18 protein-coding genes and 2 pseudogenes are annotated in these 21689 nt (G+C 63.4%); 16 read left to right on the forward strand and 4 right to left on the reverse strand.

Features of this window, described 5'->3' with window-relative positions:
- Positions 1–710: molybdopterin-dependent oxidoreductase (locus tag VGO04_RS16320; RefSeq protein WP_327497014.1), on the reverse strand; the 710-nt coding region annotated here is incomplete at its 3' end.
- 183 nt (positions 711–893) lie between these two features.
- Between VGO04_RS16320 and selD the strand changes: the two genes are divergently transcribed.
- The 3 genes from selD to VGO04_RS16335 all read left to right on the forward strand — a co-directional run bounded on the left by selD (position 894) and on the right by VGO04_RS16335 (position 3257).
- Positions 894–1949, forward strand: coding sequence for a selenide, water dikinase SelD (gene selD, locus VGO04_RS16325; RefSeq protein WP_327497015.1), 1056 nt, complete (start codon positions 894–896; stop codon positions 1947–1949).
- 106 nt (positions 1950–2055) lie between these two features.
- Positions 2056–2517: a DUF2721 domain-containing protein gene (locus VGO04_RS16330; protein ID WP_327497030.1), complete on the forward strand. Its 462-nt coding sequence runs from the start codon at positions 2056–2058 to the stop codon at positions 2515–2517.
- 50 nt (positions 2518–2567) lie between these two features.
- A complete protein-coding gene (locus VGO04_RS16335) occupies positions 2568–3257 on the forward strand; it encodes an alpha/beta hydrolase (protein WP_327497031.1) in 690 nt (229 codons plus the stop codon).
- A gap of 48 nt (positions 3258–3305) precedes the next feature.
- On the opposite strand, the gene VGO04_RS16340 is transcribed toward VGO04_RS16335, so the two are convergent.
- Positions 3306–3752: an MEKHLA domain-containing protein gene (locus VGO04_RS16340; protein WP_327497016.1), complete on the reverse strand. Its 447-nt coding sequence runs from the start codon at positions 3750–3752 to the stop codon at positions 3306–3308.
- Positions 3753–3781: 29 nt separating this feature from the next.
- Complete coding sequence (locus VGO04_RS16345; protein ID WP_327497017.1) at positions 3782–4228, reverse strand: hypothetical protein; 447 nt, start codon at positions 4226–4228, stop codon at positions 3782–3784.
- A gap of 310 nt (positions 4229–4538) precedes the next feature.
- Here VGO04_RS16345 and VGO04_RS16350 point away from each other — a divergent pair, with 310 nt between their 5' ends.
- From VGO04_RS16350 to cysG, 11 genes and pseudogenes are all read left to right on the forward strand, one after another.
- Positions 4539–5525, forward strand: a complete 987-nt coding sequence (locus tag VGO04_RS16350; protein WP_327497018.1) for a sulfate ABC transporter substrate-binding protein — start codon at positions 4539–4541, stop codon at positions 5523–5525.
- A gap of 80 nt (positions 5526–5605) precedes the next feature.
- On the forward strand, positions 5606–6427 hold the full coding sequence (gene cysT / locus VGO04_RS16355) for a sulfate ABC transporter permease subunit CysT (RefSeq protein WP_327497019.1): 822 nt from the start codon (positions 5606–5608) through the stop codon (positions 6425–6427).
- A gap of 2 nt (positions 6428–6429) precedes the next feature.
- The gene (cysW, locus tag VGO04_RS16360; RefSeq protein ID WP_327497020.1) at positions 6430–7308 is read left to right on the forward strand and encodes a sulfate ABC transporter permease subunit CysW; all 879 of its coding nucleotides are present in this window, start codon (positions 6430–6432) and stop codon (positions 7306–7308) included.
- On the forward strand, positions 7305–8324 hold the full coding sequence (locus VGO04_RS16365; protein ID WP_327497021.1) for a sulfate/molybdate ABC transporter ATP-binding protein: 1020 nt from the start codon (positions 7305–7307) through the stop codon (positions 8322–8324). Before cysW ends, VGO04_RS16365 begins: the two co-directional genes overlap by 4 nt.
- Positions 8325–8481: 157 nt before the next feature.
- A complete protein-coding gene (locus VGO04_RS16370) occupies positions 8482–9084 on the forward strand; it encodes an ANTAR domain-containing response regulator (protein WP_327497022.1) in 603 nt (200 codons plus the stop codon).
- Positions 9081–10295, forward strand: coding sequence for a CmpA/NrtA family ABC transporter substrate-binding protein (locus tag VGO04_RS16375; RefSeq protein WP_327497023.1), 1215 nt, complete (start codon positions 9081–9083; stop codon positions 10293–10295). Before VGO04_RS16370 ends, VGO04_RS16375 begins: the two co-directional genes overlap by 4 nt.
- Positions 10296–10622: 327 nt before the next feature.
- The gene (locus VGO04_RS16380; protein ID WP_327497024.1) at positions 10623–11879 is read left to right on the forward strand and encodes a nitrate/nitrite transporter; all 1257 of its coding nucleotides are present in this window, start codon (positions 10623–10625) and stop codon (positions 11877–11879) included.
- Positions 11880–11896: 17 nt separating this feature from the next.
- Complete coding sequence (gene nirB, locus VGO04_RS16385) at positions 11897–14347, forward strand: nitrite reductase large subunit NirB (protein WP_327497025.1); 2451 nt, start codon at positions 11897–11899, stop codon at positions 14345–14347.
- Positions 14348–14357: 10 nt separating this feature from the next.
- Positions 14358–14687, forward strand: a complete 330-nt coding sequence (gene nirD, locus VGO04_RS16390; RefSeq protein WP_327497026.1) for a nitrite reductase small subunit NirD — start codon at positions 14358–14360, stop codon at positions 14685–14687.
- A gap of 1 nt (position 14688) precedes the next feature.
- Positions 14689–17346, forward strand: a complete 2658-nt coding sequence (locus VGO04_RS16395; protein WP_327497027.1) for a molybdopterin-dependent oxidoreductase — start codon at positions 14689–14691, stop codon at positions 17344–17346.
- Positions 17318–18799, forward strand: a pseudogene (gene cysG / locus VGO04_RS16400) (siroheme synthase CysG). The gene VGO04_RS16395 and the pseudogene cysG overlap by 29 nt, the downstream one beginning before the upstream one ends.
- 5 nt (positions 18800–18804) lie before the next feature.
- On the opposite strand, the gene VGO04_RS16405 reads toward cysG, so the two are convergent.
- A complete protein-coding gene (locus VGO04_RS16405; RefSeq protein WP_327497028.1) occupies positions 18805–20325 on the reverse strand; it encodes a PLP-dependent aminotransferase family protein in 1521 nt (506 codons plus the stop codon).
- A gap of 155 nt (positions 20326–20480) precedes the next feature.
- Between VGO04_RS16405 and tauA the strand changes: the two genes are divergently transcribed.
- Complete coding sequence (gene tauA, locus VGO04_RS16410) at positions 20481–21497, forward strand: taurine ABC transporter substrate-binding protein (protein WP_327497029.1); 1017 nt, start codon at positions 20481–20483, stop codon at positions 21495–21497.
- 84 nt (positions 21498–21581) lie between these two features.
- Positions 21582–21689, forward strand: a pseudogene (locus VGO04_RS16415) (nitrate ABC transporter ATP-binding protein); the annotation flags it as partial.

Below are 21689 nucleotides of genomic sequence, written 5' to 3' on the forward strand. Positions count from 1 at the left end.
GCGTTGCCACCCATGACGATGACGAGGTCGGTGTTCTTGATGTCGGTCCAGGCGTTCGTCATTGCGCCGCGGCCAAATGTTGGAGCCAAACTGGCTACCGTGGGGCCGTGTCAGACGCGTGCCTGGTTGTCGAAGCCGACGACGCCCAAGGACCGGACAGTCTTGTAGGTCAGCCATCCCGTCTCGTTGGTTCCGCCTGAAGCCGCCAGGAACCCCATCGTCGTCCAGCGGTTGACGGTGACACCGGCCGCGTTCTTCTCGATGAAGTTCTTGTCGCGGTCGTCCTTGATCGCACGGGCGATCTTGTCGAAAGCATCTTCCCAGGAAATGTCCTGCCAGCTGTCGGCGCCGGGGGCGCGGTGGCGCGGCTTCGTGGTGCGGGTCTCGGACTTCACGAAGTCCTTCAGCGCCGCACCCTTGGGACAGAGTGTCCCGCGGTTGGTGGGATGGTCCGCATCCCCTTCGATATGGATGAGCTCCGCCTTTTCGCCGGCGGCAAGATCACCCTTCGAATACATCAGGATGCCGCAGGCGACCGAACAGTAGGTACAGACGTTGCGGGTCTCCGTCGTGCTTGCAAGTTTGAAGGCGCGCACGTGGGCGGCGGTCGCGGCCTCTGCCGCTCCGAAGCCCATGGCCCCGATCGTGGTGGCCGCGGCGCCTGCGCCGGCGAGCTTGAGGAAGCTGCGGCGGGAAAGATCGATGTTCATTGGAGGTCCTCTTCCATGCGTATCGGTCTTGAAGCGAATGGTCGAGCCTCGCAGCCATTGTGTCAAGGCCGATTTGATCGGCAATTGCCCCGAAAAGTCATGGTCTTGACCGAAACGATCGGTCATGATCGCAGCCAGCATGGCGGTCGCCATCGATACAGACGTCCCAAGGGAGTTTAAACCGTGAGCAACGTTTCCCCCTCCGCCGAACCGCGCCTGACCTCGCTCGCCCATGGCGGCGGCTGCGGCTGCAAGATCGCGCCCGGCGTGCTCCAGGAAATTCTACGTGGACGTGTGCAATTGCCGGTGCCGGCGGAGCTGCTCGTCGGCATCGAGACGTCGGACGATGCAGCCGTCTATCGCCTCAACGACCACCAGGCCGTGGTCGCTACCACGGATTTCTTCATGCCGATCGTCGACGATCCGCACGATTTCGGGCGGATCGCCGCGACCAACGCCATCAGCGACATCTATGCAATGGGTGCAACGCCGATCTTTGCGCTGGCGCTCGTCGGCATGCCGGTGAATGTGCTTTCATCGGCGACCATTGGGGCCATCCTCGACGGCGGGGCAACGGCCTGTCGCGCTGCCGCCATTCCGATCGCGGGCGGCCACACGATCGATTCCGTCGAGCCGATCTACGGCCTCGTCGCCATCGGCCTCGTCGATCCGGCGCACCTGAAGCGCAACAGCGGGGCCGAGCCGGGCGACGTGCTGATCCTCGGCAAGCCACTGGGCGTCGGCATCTTTTCCGCGGCGCTGAAGAAGGGCGCGCTCGATGGGGCCGGCTATGTCAGCATGATCGAGAGCACGACCCGCCTCAACACGCCCGGACCGGATCTCGCCCGCCTCACTGACGTTCACGCCATGACCGATGTGACGGGCTTCGGCCTTGCAGGACACGTCCTTGAAATGGCGCGGGGCTCCAATTGTCAGCTGCGGATCGACTGGTCTGCAGTGCCCCTCTTGGAGGGAGCCTACGCACTCGCCAATGCCGGCTTCGTCACCGGTGCCTCGGGGCGTAACTGGGCGAGTTATGGCCACGACGTGGCATTTTCCCGTGAGATGAGCAGCATCGACAAGGCGCTGCTTTGCGATCCGCAAACAAGCGGCGGCCTGCTCGTCGCCTGCGCCCCGTCTGCGGCCGGGCACGTCCTCGACCTCTTCCGCAAGCACGGCTTCGACGCGGCGGTCATAGGTGAGGCAATGGCTGGGGCGGCGGAGCTGGTGGTCGCGTAGCGCAAGTCATGCGGTAGGAAAGTGCGGGCGCGTTCTCTGTTCCATGAAGCTGCCCAATATGACGACTATTGCACCGCCTCGAGACAAATTTGACGCAAGGGTACGCATGGAGCCGCCATCAATCGTCAATGATCTTGCCACGATCATTCAAACCTCGCTCGCGCCCGTCTTCCTCCTTGCCGGTACGGCGGGCTTCGTCAGTGTCTATGCGACCCGTCTCGGCAGGGTTTCCGACCGGGTGAACGAGATCGATGAGAAGGACGAGCAAAGCGCGGCGCGACGCATGCAGCTCGACTATCTTCGCCGGCGAACGCTGGCTTTGGAGATCGCGGTCGCCTTGGGGACATTGGCGGCAATTTGCACCGGCTGCGCCATCTTGAATCTGCTTGCCGGCGCGCTCGGATTCGACTTTCGCGAAGAGAATCTGTTCTGGTTTTTCGGCGGCGCGATCCTCTCGCTCATCGGGTCACTCGTGGCGTTCCTGTTCGAGATGCTCATCGCCGGGCGGAACATGCTGCGCCAGATGCGCAAGGATCAGGAGCCTCCGACGCGTGATCCTCACCCTTGAGGCGCGGTGGACTCCTGGGCTGGCAGACGCAGAGGTGACGATAGATGGCAATGCTCCTGGTTCCCGGTTTCATGCTCGATGCCGATCTTTGGCATGAAGTGGTGCCGCTACTGACCGAATACGGCCACGGCCCGGCAACCTACGCTGACCTCGCGAAGGATGACACGATAGCGGCCATGGCTCGCCGTGCGCTTGCCGATGCGCCGCCCAGTTTCGTGCTGGTCGGTTTCTCCATGGGCGGATACGTCGCTCGAGAGATCGTCCGTCAAGCCGCGGATCGGGTTTCTGCCCTCATCCTCATCGCAACATCCGCCCGCGGCGATAGCGACGTGCAGCGTCAGCGCAAGGCGGCAATCGCCGGACAGACAGCAGCGTTCAAGGGGCTCAGCCGATCGGCCGTTGCGTCGTCGCTGCACCCGGATCATGCGGATCGCGACGACATCATCGTGCGCATCCAGGCCGCCGGGCAGCGCCTGGGAGGCGATGTCTTTCGCCGTCAGTCGCTCATCGAGCGACGTGACGAACGGGACCATCTGGGAACGATCGCCTGTCCTACCCTGGTCATTGCAGGAGAGCAGGACCAGTTGAGGTCCCGCGAGGAGGCTCTGGAGCTTCACCGCGGGATTGGCGGTTCAAGGCTCGAAGTCATCGAGAAGACAGGACATATGGTCCCGATGGAAGCCCCGCAGCGTCTTGCGACCATCATGGGGCAATGGCTGGATCAACAGCCGCGCGGATGATGGCCTCGTGGAGGTGGGAGCGTTCTGCCGCCAACGTCGAGAGACGGGCTAAAGATCTTTCCACGTGTGGAACATGGCGGCCTGGCCGGCATGTTCGCCGTTGGGGCGCACAAGCTGCCAGACGGTGGCGTCTTCTATCCAGAACCGGCGGCCGGATTTCGCAATTCGCAGGCCGCGATAATTGTCGATGAAACCTTTGGCGGAGACGCTGTCGAGAAGGCGCTGTCTCTCCTCGCGGTCGGGCGCTTCGGCAGAAAGGCGCGAAGGCATGCCGACAAATTCTTCCCAACTATATCCGAAACAGGCCTGGGCGGTTTTGTTCGCATAGAAGAAGCGGGGATCCTCGGACCGATCATGTGCGAGGACGGCAAAGGGCGCGGATTGGTAGAGCCATTGGCTGTCAGCTGCGTGTTCCACCAGGTTTCTGCCGGTCACCTGGTGGAAGCTTGCAACGATCAGCGCGAAGACTTCCGCCGCATCATGCTCGGCTGTCATGCCATCTCCTTGCCGGGCGGCGCGACGATTCAGGCCGCCGGAACGAATTTTCCGTCATAGCGCACGCGAAAGTTCCGACGCTGGGCATCTTCCTGGAAGCAGACGAACACCAGTTCGAGGTCATTCGTGCCGCTGCGTCTTCCAAGCAGGCTGAGTGTGATCACGATCACACCGCCATAGGCGCGGGTCAGGTTGATTGCGGCTCTTCGAATTTCGTTGGTGCCGGCGTCGTCCCGGTCTTCGCGTCGTTCGTACACCTGCCAGAAGGGCGACGCCTCCCAGGCCGCGCGCAACGCGTCGGTGATCTGATCCTTGAATTCGTCGACCGATCTGCCCTTGCTCCACGAAACGGTCTTTTCAGTGTGATCGCCAAAGATATCGAGATACCCGTCATAGTCGTCCGGATCGGAAAAGCACTGCTCGATCATCCCGAATGCCATGTCATCGGAAATCGCTGCCTTGAAGTAAATCGTCATCGAATCGCCAACCCTGCCTTTGCTCCTATGTTGTCAAAGCGTTGATCTTATATCTAGTCTCCCGATCGCGTGATCGACGAGAAGCGCGCGAGCTGGACGCAATTGACTTTGCGCCGTCCTTGACGAGGCAGCGTCAGGGTGGGCCGGTCCGCGTGGGCAGAGGCTCGGCAAGGTGAGACAAAAAACTCCACGAGATGCGGCGAAAAAGAGATGAAAATTCTAAGGCTTCGCACAAGCAAAGCCCTCGATCTCTCGCGCTCCTGCACAGCTGCCGATAGTTTTCTGGACAGCATCAACACCGGAGAATTGCATGAAACGCCTCCTCATTCTTGGCGCCGCCCTTGCCGCGCACTTCGCCACGCCCGTGCTGGCGCAGGAACCGACGAAGCTCCTCAACGCTTCCTACGACGTTTCGCGCGAGCTTTTCGTGGCCGAGAACGAGGCGTTCATCAAGCAGCATCCGGGCGTGACCGTTGATCAGTCGCATGCCGGCACCTCCAAGCAGGCGCGCTCGATCCTCGAAGGCCTCGAGGCCGATGTCGTGACCTTCAATCAGACCACCGACATCGAGTTCCTCGCCAAGAACGGCTTTGTCGCCAAGGACTGGGCGAAGGCCTTCCCGAACAACGCCTCGCCGTTCTATTCCTTCCCGTCCTTCCTGGTGCGCAAGGGCAACCCGAAGAACATCAAGGATTGGGCCGACCTTGCCCGCGACGACGTGCACGCTGTCTTCCCCAATCCGAAGACGTCGGGCAATGCGCGCTACACCTATCTCGCCGCTTACGCCTGGGCCAAGGAGGCCTATGAGGGCGACCAGGCGAAGATCGAAGCCTACATCACCAAGATCTTCGACAACGTGCCGGTCTTCGATACCGGCGGCCGCGCGTCCACGACGACCTTCGTCGAGCGCGAGACCGGCGATGTGCTGATCACCTTCGAGGCCGAGACCCGCAGCATCGCCAAGCAGTACGGCGCCGACAAGGTCGAGGCGGTCATCCCGTCCGTGAGCCTGCTTGCCGAATTCCCGGTCGCAGTCGTCGACAAGGTCGCCGAGAAGCACGGCACGCAAGCGCTCGCCAAGACCTACCTCGATTTCCTTTACACGGAGGAGGGCCAGCGCATTGCCGCCGAGTTCGGCCACCGCGTCCGCAACGAGAAGGTCGCCGGCGAGTTCAAGGATCAGTTCCCGGAAATTCGCCTGGTCAACGTCGACGACGTCTTTGGCGGATGGAGCAAGATCCAGGCCGACCACTTCGCCTCGGGCGGTGTCCTGGACAAGCTCTACGGCAGCCGCTAATCGCCTCTCAGGTTTTCGCCTTCTTCGAGCCCGGCAGACGGATGGTCTGCCGGGTCTTCCCATTCAAAGGAAATGACCGCGTGAGACGCAATGTCCTGCCCGGATTACGCCTGTCTCTGGGTGTGACGCTGCTTTATGTCAGCCTGATCGTCGTCCTGCCGCTGGCCGCACTCGTGTTCAAGGCAGCGAGCCTCGGCCCGCACGACTATTGGCAGATCGTCTCGTCGTCGCGGGCGCTCGCGAGCTATCGCGTGACGGTCACGGCCGCTTTCGGGGCAACGCTGTTCAATCTCGTTTTTGGCCTGGCGCTTGCCTGGGTGCTGGTGCGCTATCGTTTTCCAGGGCGGCGTATCGTCGATGCCATGGTCGACCTGCCATTTGCCCTGCCCACGGCGGTTGCCGGTATTTCGCTGACGGCGCTTTTCACCACGAACGGCGTGTTCGGTTCGTTTCTGAGCGACCTCGGCATCAAGGTCGCCTATACGCCGCTCGGCATCATGATCGCCATGTGCTTCACCTCGCTGCCCTTCATCGTGCGCACGGTGCAGCCGGTGCTGGAAGACCTCGACCCGGCGCTCGAAGAGGCGGCGCAGTCGCTCGGCGGTTCGGACTGGGCAATTTTCCGCAAGGTCATTCTGCCGCTGCTGACACCAGCACTTCTGGCCGGCGTGTCGCTCTCCTTCGCGCGTTCGCTTGGTGAGTTCGGCGCGATCATCTTCATCGCCGGCAACCAGCCGATGTCGACGGAAATCACCGCATTGCTGATCTTTATCCGGCTGGAGGAATACGACTATCAGGCGGCGGCGGCGATCGCGTCCGTACTGTTGTTCGCAGCCTTCCTCATGCTTGCCGTCACAAACTGGCTGCAGGCGCGCGCGCTGCGCTACACGCGGAGGGCCTGACCATGGGGCTGAAAAGAACCGGACGCAGGGTGCCGCGGATCGGCGACGGAGCGTTCTTTCGACGGACGCTGATCGGCATTGTCCTTGTTCTCGTCGCGCTGCTGATCCTCGCGCCACTGCTGATCATTGGCGTCGAAGCCTTCTCCAAGGGCTGGCAGGTCTATCGCGACACGATCCTGCACCCCGACACGCGGCACGCCATCATGCTGACGGTGCTTGCGGCTCTGATCGCCGTGCCGGTCAACACAGCCTTCGGCGTTGCCGCCGCCTGGGCGATCACGAAGTTCGACTTCCGCGGAAAGGGCTTCCTGCTGGTAGTGATCGAGATCCCGTTCTCGGTTTCGCCGATCGTCGCCGGCGTCGCCTATCTCTTCGTTTATGGCCTGCAGGGCCTGTTCGGTCCGACGCTCGACGCCTACGGTATCAAGATCCTGTTTGCCATTCCCGGCATCGTGCTTGCCTCGATGTTCGTCACAGCACCGTTCGTGGCCCGTGAACTCATTCCGTTGATGCAGGCTCAGGGGCGCGATCTCGAGGAAGCAGCGACCTCTCTCGGCGCATCCGGCTGGCGCACCTTCTTCTCGGTAACGCTGCCGAACGTCAAATGGGCGCTGCTTTACGGCGTCGTCCTCTGCAATGCGCGCGTGATGGGTGAGTTCGGTGCGGTTTCGGTCGTTTCGGGCAACATCCGCGGCCAGACCAATACGTTGCCGCTCCATATCGAGCTGCTCTACCACGACTATCAGGCGGCAGGCGCCTTCGCTTCGGCGTCCATTCTGGCGCTCCTTGCCGTCTTCACCATCATTGCCAAGGTGGCGCTCGAGCGCCAGGGCGCCGGCCGTGTCCGCCCGGCATCCAACCCCGCGGAGAACGCATCATGAAGATCCGCCTTGATCATGTCGTCAAGACTTTCGAAACCTTCCGCGCCGTCAAGGACGTTTCGCTCGAGATCGAAAGCGGCGAACTCGTTGCGTTGCTCGGACCCTCCGGTTCCGGCAAGACGACCATCCTGCGCATGGTTGCCGGCCTCGAATTTGCCGATGGCGGCCACATCTATTTCGGCGACCAGGATGCGACCGACATACCCGTGCGCGACCGCGGCGTCGGCTTCGTCTTCCAGCATTATGCGCTGTTTCCGCATATGACCGTGGCGCAGAACATCGCCTTTGGCATGGAGGTCTCGAAGGTCAAGCGCGAGAAGGCGGCCATTGATGCGCGTGTCGACGAATTGCTGCGGCTGGTGCGTCTGGAAGGGCTCGGCGGCCGCTTTCCGGCGCAGATCTCCGGCGGGCAACGCCAGCGTGTCGCGCTTGCCCGCGCCCTTGCGGTCGATCCGAAGGTGCTGTTGCTCGACGAGCCCTTCGGCGCGCTCGACGCCAACGTCCGTCGCGAGCTTCGCCGCTGGCTGCGCGAGATCCACTCGGAACTCGGCATCACCACGCTGTTTGTCACCCACGACCAGGAAGAGGCGCTCGATCTCGCAGACCGTGTGGTGATCCTGAAGGACGGCCATATCGTCCAGGAAGGGACGCCACAGGCCGTCTGCCGCGATCCGCAGTCCGCCTTCGTCATGAAGTTTCTCGGCGATGCCAATATGATCTCGGCCGAGGTGCGCGACGGCAAGGCCTATGCCGACGGTGCGGTCATCGATGTCTCCGGCATGGCGGACGGCAAGGCAGAGCTCTACGCCCGCCCGGTCGATCTCGACTGGGCGCCGGCCGGGCCTGGGATCGCAGCCAATGTCAGCCGGGTGATGGACCGCCCGGACGGCCGCCGGGTGATTGCGACCACCGAAACCGGGGCGCATCTGGAGCTGGACGTGGAACCGGAGCGCGCCGTCAAAGCGGGCGACATCGGTTTCGTGACGTTTCGGCGTGCAAGAGTGTTTGCGGTTTAGGCAGTGATAAACGGAAGCCTCATCCATCGAGGACGACGCGCATGCTTGCCGTCCCGCAATGAACGTCATGACGTCCGCTTGATTTCGCGTGCCATATGCTGCATTGCGAAAATGGGGGCGCGGCAATAGAGTTGCGCTGTCTCATGGCGGTTGCGGGATGAAGCCGAGCGGATTGAACGTACTGGTCATCGACGAGAATCGCATTCGTGCCGCCATCATCGAAGAGGGGCTGCGCGATGCTGGTTTTGACCAGCTGACCGTCATCGACAACATGCATGGCCTCGCGCGGCGCATCGCCGATCTCAATCCGGACGTCATCGTCATTGATCTCGAAAACCCGAACCGTGACATGCTGGAAAGCATGTTCCAGCTTTCGCGAGCAGTCAGGCGTCCGATCGCCATGTTCGTCGACAAGTCCGACGAGGCTTCCATTGAGGCGGCGGTCGAGGCGGGGGTTTCGGCCTATATCGTCGACGGGCTTAAGCAGGAGCGCGTGCGCCCGATCCTGAAAATGGCGATCAGCCGCTTCAACGCTTTTTCGCGGCTTAGCCGCGAATTGGAAGAGACCCGCGGCGAACTGGAAAACCGCAAGGTAATCGATCGTGCCAAGGGGCTCTTGATGCGCTCGCGCGGGCTCTCCGAGGAAGAAGCCTATGCGCTGCTGCGCCGTACGGCGATGAACCAGAACCGCAAGATCGTCGAAATCGCCCAAAGCCTCGTCACGGCGGCGGGCCTGCTCGATCCGGGAGGCAAGGAATGACGACGCGCTACGCCATCACCGCCGGCTTCGTGCCGCTGCTTGACAGTGCGCTGCTCGTCGTCGCACGGGAAATGGGCTTTGCCGAAGAGCAGGGGGTCGATCTCACGCTCCTGCGCGAGCGCTCCTGGGCGAGCATCCGCGACCGGCTTGCCGTCCGCCATGTCGATGTCGCCCATATCCTCGGCCCCATGCCGATCGCATGCAATCTCGGCCTCAACGTTCCGGCGCCGGAGATGGTCGTGCCGATGTCCCTGGGGCTCGGCGGCAATGCTGTCACGGTGTCCCCTTCGCTTTGGCGGCAGATGGTGGACAATGGCGCGACCCCTGACCTCGACGCGCGCGCAAACGGCGTCGCTCTGCGCAAGACCATCGATGCGCGGACGGGCGCGCCGCCGCGCTTCGCCGTGGTGCATGCCTACTCGGGGCACAATTACGAACTGCGCTACTGGCTGGCGGCGAGCGGTATCGACCCGGACCGCGATATCGAGATCGTCGTGCTGCCGCCTCCGGACATGGGGGACGCGCTCGCCGAAGGCGTGATCGACGGCTATTGCGCCGGCGAACCCTGGAACACCTTTGGCGTCCTTCATCGCGGCGGGCATCTTGCGACCGTCAAGGCGGCGATCTGGCGGTCGAGCCCGGAAAAGGTGCTCGGCGTCAACGCCCACTGGGGAGAGGCCAATCCCGAGGCGTTGGCGGCATTGCTCGCAGCACTCCATCAGGCGTCGCTCTGGTGTGCCCGGCCTGAAAACCACGGCGCGCTTGCGGCCCTCCTTGCGCAACCTGCCTATGTCGGACGCGAACCCGAGCTGCTTCTTCCCGCACTCGTCGGCAACCTGCCGGTCGGCAGCGGGGCGGTACGGGCGGTCAGGGACTTCTTCGTTCCGAATGCCAAGGCTGCGACCTTCCCCTGGAAGAGCCATGCCTTGTGGTTCTACACCCAGATGGTCCGCTGGGGGCAGATCGCGCACGCGGCGGAGCGCCAGCGCATTGCCGCGGAAACCTATCGGCCGGACATTTACCGCTCCGCGTTGCGGCATCTCGGCATCGCGATGCCATCGGCGAGCGCCAAGGTCGAGGGGGCGTTGACAGTCGAGACGCCGGTCGGCTCTTCGGGCGCGCTGACACTCGGACCGGACGGCTTCTTCGATGGAGGTCGCTTCGATCCTGACGACGTCGATGCCTACATTGCATCCCAGTCTGCCGGGTGATTGCATAGCGTCTAATTTATGCGCAGTGCACAAAAAATAGCTTTCGCACTGCACAGGGTGAAGGCCGTAGCACGCTTCCCCAGAGTGCACTGATCATTTTTTTCCTTCTAGATCAATCGCTTGCTGAAACTGGCACGCCGATTGCTTTTTAAATGTCAGGCCCTCGGGCCACGAGATCGGTGTCCAACGACGGGCGCCTAACCAGCAAAGCCGCTGATCGGGATTCTGCGTACACGGGCCTGCCGTGTCGCACGTGCCCGACCAGCGGCTTTTTGTTTTTCAACCCCATGATGGAGCGGCACGACCTTGTCGGGCCTCGGAGAAGCCATGTCTGAGAACAAGCAGCCTCTATCCGCCGGTGAACCCGCCACCGCGTTGTGGATGTCCACCTTCGCCTTCACCATCTGTTTCGCCGTCTGGACGATTTTTGCGATCATCGGCATCCGCATCAAGCAGGACCTGGCGTTGAGCGAGACGCAATTCGGCCTGCTCGTCGGCACGCCGATCCTCACCGGCTCCCTGGTGCGCATGCTGCTTGGCGTTTGGACCGGGCGATACGGTGGGCGCCTCGTCTATACGCTCACCATGCTGGCGGCGGCGCTTGCCACCTTCCTGCTGACCTACGCGACGACCTATCCGCAGATGCTGCTCGCCGGGCTCGGCATCGGCCTTGCCGGCGGTTCCTTCGCCGTCGGCGTCGCCTATGTCTCGCCCTTCTTCCCGCCGGAGAAGCAAGGCACAGCACTTGGCATCTTCGGCGCCGGCAATGTCGGGGCGGCGGTGACGAAGTTCCTGGCGCCGTTCATCATGATTGCCTTCGGCTGGCAGGCGGTCGCCGAGATCTGGGCGGCTGCCCTGGTGGTGACAGCGCTCGTCTTCTGGTTCACGACCAGCGACGATCCGGCCTTCCGCAGCCGCCGCGAGCGTCAGGTGCCGAAGCGCAGCCTGCTTCAGGAATTCGCGCCCTTGAAGAACGCACAGGTTTGGCGTTTCTCGCTCTACTACTTCTTCGCCTTTGGTGGCTTCGTCGCGCTTTCCCTGTGGCTGCCGCGCTATCTCGTCGGCGTCTACGGCTTCGACATTGCAGCCGCCGGCATGATTGCGGCCGCCTATTCCATTCCCGGCAGCATTTTCCGCGCTTTCGGCGGCGTGCTTTCGGACCGCAAGGGTGCCCGTAGCGTCATGTATTGGATGCTCGGCGTTTCGGCGGTGGCAACGCTGATCCTGTCGCTGCCGGCAGCGGGCGAGGGAAGTGCCTTCGGTATCACGCCCGTTGTCTTCATCGTCGTCGTCTTCGTGCTCGGCTTCGTCATGAGCCTCGGCAAGGCCGCCGTCTACAAGCATATCCCGGCTTACTATCCGGACAATGTCGGTGCCGTCGGCGGCATCGTCGGCATGGTCGGCGGGCTCGGTGGCTTCGTCCTGCCGATCGCCTTCGGACTGCTCAAGGATGCGACCGGCCTCTGGTCGAGCTGCTTCCTGCTTCTCTTCGCCGTCGTCGCCGCGTCGCTGCTGTGGATGCACCTTTCTATCCGCCAGATGGAACGCCGCGCGCTCGCCCTGCCGACGGCTGCGACCGCCTGAACCGACAAGGACAGACCATGACTGAAAAACTCGTCATCATCGGCAATGGCATGGCGCCCGGGCGCATGCTGGAGCATCTCCTCGAAAAGGCGCCTGATCGCTACGAGGTCACCATTTTCAACGCCGAGCCGCGCGTCAACTACGACCGCATCATGCTCTCGCCCGTGCTTTCGGGCGAGAAGGAGTACGAAGAGATCATCATCCACGGTGATGGCTGGTACATCAAGCACGGCATCACCCTCTACAAGGGCCATCGTATCGTTGCGATCGACCGCGATGCCCAGACGGTGACCTCCGACCACGGCGTGACCGAGAGCTACGACAGGCTGGTAATCGCCACCGGTTCCGTGCCCTTCATCCTGCCGGTGCCCGGCAACGACAAACGCGGCGTCATCACCTATCGTGACCTCGACGACGTCCAGGCCATGCTGCTTGCCGCCCAGTCTCGCGAAAAGGCCGTCGTCATCGGCGGTGGTCTGCTGGGTCTTGAAGCTGCCGCCGGCCTTGCCGGCCGCGGCATGGACGTCACCGTTCTCCATGTCATGCCCACCCTGATGGACCGCCAGCTCGATCCGGCCGCGGGCTACCTGCTGCAGAAGGAGCTGGAAGGGCGCGGCATCAAGATCATCTGCAAGGCCAACACCAAGGCGATCATCGGCGACGGCAAGGTCGAGGGCATCGAGCTTGACGACGGCCGCATCATTCCGGCAACGCTGGTGGTCATGGCTGTCGGCATCCGGCCAAGCGTCGGGCTCGCCAAGGAGGCAGGCCTTGCCGTCAACCGCGGCATCGTCGTCGACCAGGGCATGCAGACCTCGGACGGTCGCATCTGGGCGCTCGGCGAATGCGCGGAAGTCGACGGCATGGTCTATGGCCTGGTCGCGCCGCTCTACGAGATGGCCCGCGTCGCCGCCTCGCATCTGGCCGGCGAGCGCACCGCCGCCTTCGTGCATTCCGACACGCCGACAAAGCTCAAGGTCACCGGCATCGAGCTGTTCTCGCTGGGTGACTTTGCCGATGGCGACGACCGGGAAGAGATCGTGCTGCGCGACGCGACAGCCGGCGTCTACAAGCGGCTGGTGCTGAAAGGCAATCGTATCATCGGCACGGTGCTTTACGGCGAGACCGCTGACGGAGCGTGGTTCAACGACCTGAAGAAGAAGGAGACTGACGTCTCCGAGATGCGCCAGACGCTGATCTTCGGCCAGGCATACCAGGGGGGCGCTCCTCTGGACCCTATGGCGGCCGTTGCAGCCTTGCCGGATGATGCGGAAATCTGCGGCTGCAACGGCGTCTGCAAGGGCAAGATCGTTTCGACGATTGCCGACAAGGGCCTGACGTCGCTCGACGACGTGCGCGCCCATACCAAGGCGTCCGCCTCCTGCGGCTCCTGCACCGGCCTCGTCGAGCAATTGATGACGCTGACACTCGGCGAGAGCTACAGCCCCGCCGCGGTCCAGCCGATGTGCGGCTGCACCGATCTCGGCCACGACGACGTCCGCCGGCTGATCAAGGCCAAGGGGCTGAAGACCATTCCGGCCGTGATGCAGGAGCTCGAATGGAAGACCTCCTGCGGCTGTGCCAAGTGTCGCCCGGCGCTCAATTATTACCTCGTCTGCGATTTCCCGGACGAATATGCCGACGACTACCAGTCGCGTTTCATCAATGAACGCGTCCACGCCAACATCCAGAAGGACGGCACCTATTCCGTCGTGCCACGCATGTGGGGTGGCGTCACCAATTCCGGTGAATTGCGGGCGATCGCCGATGTGGTCGACAAGTTCGAGATCCCGCTGGTCAAGGTAACCGGCGGTCAACGCATCGACCTGCTCGGGATCGAGAAGGAGGACCTGCCCGCGGTCTGGGCCGATCTCGGCAAGGCCGGCTTCATCTCCGGCCAGGCCTACGCCAAGGGCTTGCGCACGGTGAAGACCTGTGTCGGCTCCGACTGGTGCCGCTTCGGCACGCAGGATTCGACCGGTCTCGGCATCCGCATCGAGAAATTCATGTGGGGCTCCTGGACGCCGGCCAAGCTGAAGATGGCGGTCTCCGGCTGTCCGCGCAACTGCGCGGAAGCCACCTGCAAGGACATCGGCGTCATCTGCGTCGACAGCGGCTTCGAGATCCATTTTGCCGGTGCGGCGGGCCTCGATATCAAGGGCACCGAAGTGCTCGGCCTGGTGAAAACCGAGGACGAAGCGCTGGAGCATATCGTGGCGCTGACGCAGATGTACCGCGAGCAGGGGCGCTATCTCGAGCGCATCTACAAATGGGCAAAGCGTATCGGACTTGAAGAAATCCGTCGCCAGATCATGGACGATCAAGACAAGCGCAAGGCCTATTACGACCGCTTCGTTTTCTCCCAAAAATTCGCACAGGTCGATCCCTGGTCGGAGCGCGTCTCCGGCAAGGACAAGCATGAATTCCGGCCGATGGCGACCATCGGCTACCCGCAAGCTGCGGAATAGGAGGTCTTCCATGAACTGGTTTCCCATTGGAGACATCGCCGACATTCCGCTGCGCGGCGCGCGTTGCGTCAAAACCCCGCAAGGCAAGATCGCGGTGTTCCGCACGGCGGAAAACGAGGTCTTTGCCATCGAAGACCACTGCCCGCACAAGGGCGGGCCGTTGTCTCAGGGTATTGTCCACGCCAAGGCCGTCACCTGCCCACTGCACAACTGGGTGATCTCGCTCGAAACCGGCAAGGCGCTCGGCGCCGATCAGGGGGCAGTGAAGACGATTGCGCTGCGCAATGAAGACGGCGCGCTCTTCATCGCGCTCGAAAGCCTAATGATGGCGGCCGAATAGGATGGAGGAGGCCGTCAAGACAACCTGCCCCTATTGCGGTGTCGGCTGCGGCGTCATCGCGACGGTTGCCGGCGACGGTGCCGTTTCCGTCAAGGGCGACCCGGACCATCCCGCGAATTTTGGCCGGCTCTGTTCGAAGGGCTCGGCGCTCGCCGAGACGCTCGATCTCGACGGTCGCATCCTCCATCCTGAGATCGACGGACAAAAGGCATCCTGGGGCGAAGCGCTCGATCTCGTCGCCGAGCGCTTCGTTCAGGCGATCGCCGACCATGGGCCGAATTCGGTCGCTTTCTACGTCTCCGGCCAGCTCCTGACCGAGGACTATTACGTCGCCAACAAGCTGATGAAGGGTTTTGTCGGTTCGGCCAACATCGACACCAATTCGCGGCTCTGCATGTCGTCCTCCGTCGCCGGTCATCGCCGCGCCTTCGGCTCGGACACGGTGCCCGGAACCTATGAGGACCTGGAACGCGCGGATCTCGTCATCCTCACCGGCTCCAATCTTGCCTGGTGCCATCCGGTGCTCTACCAGCGACTGGCTGCCGCCAAGGCGAAGCGGCCGGGCATGAAGGTAGTGGTTATCGACCCGCGCCGCACCATGACGGCCGACATCGCCGACCTTCATCTGGCGATCCGGCCGGACTCCGACGTTGCGCTGTTCGTCGGCCTGTTCTCACATCTGGTCGCACACAACGCCATCGACCAGAACTATGTGGGCGCGCATACGGTCGATTTCGCGGAAGCGTTTACGGCATCAGGAGCCGTTTCCTTCGGCGAGGTGCTGGAGCGAACCGGCCTTGCCGCGATGCAACTGCGCGAATTCTATCGCCTCTTCACCGCGACGGAAAAGGTCGTGACCTGCTACAGCCAAGGGGTCAACCAGTCCTCCTCGGGGACGGACAAGGTCAACGCGATCCTCAACTGCCATCTCGCAACCGGACGCATTGGCCGGCCGTGCATGGGGCCGTTTTCGCTGACTGGACAGCCCAATGCCATGGGTGGCCGTGAGGTGGGCGGGCTCGCCAACATGCTCGCCGCCCATATGGCGATAGAGAACGCCGAGGACCGCGAGCGCGTGCAGCGCTTCTGGCGCTCGCCGACTATTGCCGAGAGGCAAGGCCTCAAGGCGGTCGATCTCTTCCAGGCGGTGGCCGAGGGACGCATCAAGGCGCTCTGGATCATGGCGACAAACCCCGTCGTCTCGATGCCGGACGCCGACGCCGTCGAGGCGGCGATCAAGGCATGTCCCTTTGTCGTCGTTTCGGACATCCTGAAAGAGACGGATACGGCGCGCCACGCCCACGTGCTGCTGCCCTCGCTCGGCTGGGGGGAAAAGAGCGGAACGGTCACCAATTCCGAACGCCGCATTTCGCGCCAGCGCCCGTTTCTCGATGCGCCGGGCGAGGCGCGGGCCGATTGGTGGCAGCTGGCAGAAGTCGGCCGCCGCATGGGCTTTGCTGAAGCATTCGCCTACGATGCGCCGATCGAGATATTCGCGGAACACGCAGCGCTCTCGGCATTCGAAAACGCCGGCAGTCGCGATTTTGACATCGGCGCTCATGCCGGTCTTAGCCGGCAGACTTATGACGAGCTAACGCCGTTTCAGTGGCCACAGCCTATGGGGCAGGGGCGCACCGAAAGCCGGTTCTTTGCGGACGGCGGCTTCTACCACGCCGACGGCAAGGCCCGCTTCGTCGCAGTAAAACCGGCAGAAACCGACCGCACCAATGGCGATTATCCCTTCACGCTGAACACCGGGCGCATCCGCGACCAGTGGCACACCATGACGCGGACCGGCAAGAGCGCGCGCCTCTCCGCCCATATCGCCGAACCCTTTGCAGAACTGCATCCGCGCGACGCGATGGAGATCGGCGTCGGCAATGCCGGCCTTGTCGAGATCGAGAGTCCAAGTGGCAAGGCGGTCGTGCGCGCACTCATCACTGAGCGGGCAGCGCGTGGCAGCATCTTCGCGCCCATGCACTGGACTGACCAGTATTCGGCACGGGGGCGCATCGATGCCGTCATACCGCCGATTACAGACCGGGTGTCCGGCCAGCCGGCGTCCAAGAACGTCGCCGTCGCCGCGCGCAAGTTCAAGGGGGCGCACTACGCCTTTGCCGTATCGCTGGCAAAGCCAAAGGATCCCGATGCCGCCTATTGGGCGCTCGCCAAGGCCGAAGGCGGGTGGCGGCTGGAGCTGGCCTTCGCCGGGTCGGTCGAAAACTGGGCGGACTGGTGCCGCCATGTCTTCGCTATCCGCGAGGGTGTCGAACCACTCGGCTATGCCGATGCACAGACCGGCGACGTTCGTCTCGCCTTCTTCGATGGATCGCGCCTTGTCGCGGCCTTTTTCCTGGCACGCGAACCCGTCGCCGTTGCGCGCAACTGGGCGATCGCGCAGTTGGCCGTCGATCACGCCAACCTGCGCAAGCGCTTCGCGCTCGTCGCCGGCCGGCCGGGCGCCGACGCGCCCGATCCAGGAGCCACCGTCTGCTCCTGCTTCGGCGTCGGCGTCAACCAGATCGTCACGGCCGTGCGCGGCGGCTGCAACAGCGTCGAAGCCGTCGGCAAGGCACTCAATGCCGGCACCAATTGCGGCTCGTGCCGCGCCGAAATCAGGGGGATCATCGATGGATGTCTTGCAACGGCCGCTGAATAAAACGCCGGTTCGCATGGAACCGCTCGCCAAGCTGCCGGTCTTCTGGGCGTTGGAGGGCAAACGTGTCGTGGTTTCCGGCGCAACGGATTCAGCGATGTGGAAGGCCGAGCTGCTCGCCGCCTGCGGTGCCAGCGTCGAAATTTATGCCGAGGCGTATGACGGCGGCTTCGACCAACTGCTCGCTCGCACGCCGGACCATCCGGCCGCCAGCTTTACCCTCTATCGCCGCAGTGCGGTTCCCGCTGATTTCGACGGTGCCGTGCTCGCTGTCGGCGATTGCAAGGATACGGCGGAGGCGCGCGCGTTCTCGATGGCCGCCCGCGCTGCCGGCGTCCCGGTCAACGTCATCGACAAGCCTGAATTCTGCCAGTTCCAGTTCGGCTCGATCGTCAACCGTTCGCCTGTCGTCGTTGCGATATCGACGGATGGTGCTGCTCCGATCCTGGCCCAGACGATCCGCCGCAAGATCGAGACCCTGTTGCCGCGCGGCCTGAAGGCCTGGGCGATGCTGGCGCACACCCTGCGCGACGAGGTCAACAGGCGCGTCCAGCCGGGACCGCAGCGCCGGGCCTTCTGGGAGCGCTTTTGCGACCGGGTCTTTGCGACAACGGATACGCCGGAGGAGGGCGTGGGCGGGGTGCTTCTTGCTGATGCCGAAAGGTCCGCGGAAGCCCCCGCCGCCGGACGCGTGACGCTGGTCGGCGCAGGCCCCGGCGATGCCGAACTCCTAACGCTGAAGGCGGTGCGAGCGCTTCAGGCGGCCGATGTCATCCTCTTCGATGATCTCGTCTCTGCCGACGTGCTGGAGCTTGCCCGGCGGGAGGCCAAGCGCATGCTGGTCGGGAAACGCGGTGGCCGCGAGAGCTGCCGCCAGGAGGACATCAATGCCATGATGGTCAAGCTTGCCAAGGCGGGAAAACGTGTCGTGCGGCTGAAATCCGGCGACCCCATGGTGTTTGGCAGGGCGGGCGAGGAAATCGCTCATCTCGACCGGGAGAACATTCCCGTCGACGTCATCCCGGGCATCACCGCGGCAAGCGCGATGGCTTCGCGTCTCGGCCTATCGCTGACCCACCGCGACCACGCGCAATCGCTGCAGCTCGTGACCGGGCATTCCAGGCGTGGTGGCCTGCCTGACGATGTCGACTGGGCGCGCGTTGCCGACAGCCGCAGCACGACCGTGTTCTACATGGGCGGCCGAACGGCCAAGCTGATCGCTGAAAAACTTGTCGCGCAGGGCTTGGCGCCCGAAACCCCGGCCGTGATCATGAGCGACGTCAGCCGGGCGACCGAGCGAAGCTGACGCGGGACGCTTGCGACCATCCCGGAAGGCATCGCCGAAATCGGCTACGACAACCCGGTCCTCATCTCGGTCGGTGAGGCGCTTGCGGCCCGAAAGGGGCGCGCCGTGGCCACCGACGAATGCTTCCGTCCCACGGCGAGAGCGTGCTGATGGCGTCAACCTTTCGAGTGCTCTTCCTGGCGAGCTAAGCGGCTCTGCGCAGGGCTTGGCTGACAGAGGCGATCGATGCCGGCGCGAACGCGTGAAACGCCTTCCGGGATACTGGCGCTTGGAATGGACGAGTATCCCATGCGGAAGTAGCGGCAGGGCTGGTCGCTTCTGGGGAAAAAGGGAGAACCGGACTCGACGAGCACGCCATCCTGCCGGAGTTCGCTTACCAGCCGGTCGGCATCAAGCCCTTCCGGGCCCTCCATCCAGAACGACGTGCCGCCGAAGGCCGAGGAGCCGGCAACGGTCAAACCTTCGCGACGGAGCGCCTCGGCCATCAGCACATGGCGCTTGTGGTACTCGGTCCGCATGCGGTGCAACACGGCGTCATAGTGGCCGAGCGCCAGGAAATAGGCGGCGGTGCGCTGCAGGTGGCCGGGTGGGTGGCGCAGCATCAGCGAACGCAGCGCGCGGGCCTCGCGGATGAAGGGTGCGGGTGCCACAAGATAGCCGAGCCGAAGCCCCGGAAACAGCGATTTTGAGAAGCTGCCGATGTAGAGCACGCGTCCCGAGGGATCGAGCGCCTTCAGCGCCGGCGAGGGCGGGGCAAGGTAGCTGATCTCGAACTCGTAGTCGTCCTCGACGATAACGAAGTCCCTCTCTTCCGCGGCCTGCAGCAGTTGTGTCCGCCGCTCGATCGGCATGGTCGCGCCTGTCGGAGAATGGTGGCTGGGCGTCACGAAGACGGCGTCGATTTTCTCCGGCAGTGCTTCGGGCGACAGGCCCTCGCCATCCACGTCGACGGTTGTGACGTCGGCGCCGCTGAGGAGCAGCGAGGCGCTGATGTCCGGGTGGCACGGGTTCTCGCAGACGGCGGAGGAACCCTTGCCGAGGATCAGTCGGGTAACGATCCAGAGCGCGTTCTGCGCGCCGACGGTGACGAGGATTTCGTCCGGCGTGGCGTGGATGCCGCGGCGTGGCAGCGTGCGCGAACAGATATAGTTGACGAGCCGCACGTCGTCGGCGGCGGCGAAGTCGCTCGCCATCAGCACGAAGTCTTCGCGCGCGAGCGCCCGGCGGGCGCAATCGCGCCAGGCGTTGAGGTCAAACAGCGTCGGATCCATCTGGCCATAGAGGAACGGGAAGGGGTAGCGCCGCCAGTCCAGAGGTTTGGGGACCTGGCGCACCACATCGAAATTCATCTTGATCTTGCGGCTCCAATCCACCGGGTCCGAACGGCCGGATGGCTGCTCGCCTCCCACATTCATGCCTGGCGGGTTGCCCGCAATGCGATAGGAACTGCGGTTGACCGCCTCGACATAGCCTTGGCTGATCAGTTCCTGATAGGCGAGCGTGACGGTGATCCGTGAGATCCGCAGATAATCGGCGAGCTTGCGCGTCGACGGCAGATGCGCGTGCGGCTGGACCCGGCCGGCGAGCACGGCCGAAACGATCGTCTCGCGCAGTTGCGCCTGCAGGCCGATGCCGCTTTCGCGATCGATGAAGAAGATGGTCTCGGAAACGTTCATCCGCACATCGCCGTCCCCCAACGGTCAATCTGGATCTATTCAACTTCCATACTGGATATAACGCAAGCCGGATCTCCCCCCTATCGTCATGGTCAAGACCGGAAAAAACGGCCAGGGAATACACAAACGGGAACAAACAAAGAGGAGGACGAAGAATGCTACATGGACATTTCAAACGGCTGGCAGCAGCCGCAAGTATCGTGGCAAGCCTTGCCGCATCGGGCGTCGCCTATGCGGAGACGAAACTCGTCGTCGGCTACCAGCAGATCGTCGGCCCGTTCGTGGCCGCGATCGCCGACGGCCGTTTCGACGCCGCCGCGAAGGAGGCGGGCTATTCGATCGACTGGCGTCAGTTCAGCTCGGCCGGCGATATCACCACGGCGCTCGCCTCGGGCGACGTGCCGATCGGCGTTCTCGGCTCGACCGGCACGGCGTCGGCCGCCACACGTGGCGTCGAACTGCAGCTCTTCTGGATCCTCGACAATATCGGCCAGTCGGAGGCGCTTGTCGCCCGCGACGGTTCGGGCATCGAGACGCCCGCCGACCTCAAGGGCAAGAAGGTCGCTGTGCCCTTCGTCTCGACCTCGCATTTTCATCTGCTGGTCGGCATGAACAAGGTGTGGAACGTCGATCCGCGCGAGGTGGAAATCCTCAACCTGAAGCCGCCGCAGATCGTAGCCGCCTGGCAGCGCGGCGATATCGATGCCGCCTATGTCTGGCCGCCGGCGCTTTCCGAAATCCAGAAGACCGGCAAGACGATCTCGGATTCCGAGGTGATTGGTGCTGCGAGCGTGCCGACCTTCGACGGCCTGGTGGTCGACAAGGCCTGGGCTGCGGAAAACCCGAAGCTCATGGAAGCCTTCACCAAGGTTCTGGCGAACTCCTATGCCGACTACAACGCCAACAAGGCGGCATGGACGGAAGAATCGCCGCAGGTGGAAGGTATCGTCAAGCTGATCGGCGGCGATGGCCCGAGCACGGTGGAGGCCCTGCGGCTTCTTTCGTTCCCGAATGCGGACGAGCAGGCCTCCGAGGTCTGGCTCGGTGGCGGCGCCACGCGTGCGCTGACCGAAAGTGCCAAGTTCCTCGTCGAGCAAAAGCAGATCAGCAATGCGCTCGACGACTATGCGCCTTACGTGAACGCCGACTTTGCCAAGGCGGCGGCGCAATAGACTAATCTGTCGATTGCGCCGGCCGTTGAGGAGCGGCCGGCGCACCATCATAGACCGTGACCGAGGTGCAGGGAGGCATTTCTCATGGAAACATTGAGCGTCAGGAACATCAGTCTGACCTACCCGGGCCTGTACTCGGACCAGGCGATCATCGCCTTGAAAGGCGTCAATCTCACCATCAACAGCGGCGAC

The organism is Ensifer sp. (assembly GCF_035999185.1).
GTDB lineage: Bacteria > Pseudomonadota > Alphaproteobacteria > Rhizobiales > Rhizobiaceae > Ensifer.

Bases quoted from the DNA above. Each gene is read 5' to 3' on its own strand.
- VGO04_RS16335 (WP_327497031.1), top strand. From the start codon at position 2,568: ATGCTCCTGGTTCCCGGTTTCATGCTCGATGCCGATCTTTGGCATGAA.
- VGO04_RS16365 (WP_327497021.1), top strand. From the start codon at position 7,305: ATGAAGATCCGCCTTGATCATGTCGTCAAGACTTTCGAAACCTTCCGC.
- nirB (WP_327497025.1), top strand. From the start codon at position 11,897: ATGACTGAAAAACTCGTCATCATCGGCAATGGCATGGCGCCCGGGCGC.
- VGO04_RS16330 (WP_327497030.1), top strand. From the start codon at position 2,056: ATGGAGCCGCCATCAATCGTCAATGATCTTGCCACGATCATTCAAACC.
- cysW (WP_327497020.1), top strand. From the start codon at position 6,430: ATGGGGCTGAAAAGAACCGGACGCAGGGTGCCGCGGATCGGCGACGGA.
- VGO04_RS16350 (WP_327497018.1), top strand. From the start codon at position 4,539: ATGAAACGCCTCCTCATTCTTGGCGCCGCCCTTGCCGCGCACTTCGCC.
- nirD (WP_327497026.1), top strand. From the start codon at position 14,358: ATGAACTGGTTTCCCATTGGAGACATCGCCGACATTCCGCTGCGCGGC.
- VGO04_RS16405 (WP_327497028.1), bottom strand. From the start codon at position 20,325: ATGAACGTTTCCGAGACCATCTTCTTCATCGATCGCGAAAGCGGCATC.
- VGO04_RS16345 (WP_327497017.1), bottom strand. From the start codon at position 4,228: ATGACGATTTACTTCAAGGCAGCGATTTCCGATGACATGGCATTCGGG.
- VGO04_RS16375 (WP_327497023.1), top strand. From the start codon at position 9,081: ATGACGACGCGCTACGCCATCACCGCCGGCTTCGTGCCGCTGCTTGAC.
- VGO04_RS16340 (WP_327497016.1), bottom strand. From the start codon at position 3,752: ATGACAGCCGAGCATGATGCGGCGGAAGTCTTCGCGCTGATCGTTGCA.
- VGO04_RS16395 (WP_327497027.1), top strand. From the start codon at position 14,689: ATGGAGGAGGCCGTCAAGACAACCTGCCCCTATTGCGGTGTCGGCTGC.
- VGO04_RS16380 (WP_327497024.1), top strand. From the start codon at position 10,623: ATGTCTGAGAACAAGCAGCCTCTATCCGCCGGTGAACCCGCCACCGCG.
- VGO04_RS16370 (WP_327497022.1), top strand. From the start codon at position 8,482: ATGAAGCCGAGCGGATTGAACGTACTGGTCATCGACGAGAATCGCATT.
- tauA (WP_327497029.1), top strand. From the start codon at position 20,481: ATGCTACATGGACATTTCAAACGGCTGGCAGCAGCCGCAAGTATCGTG.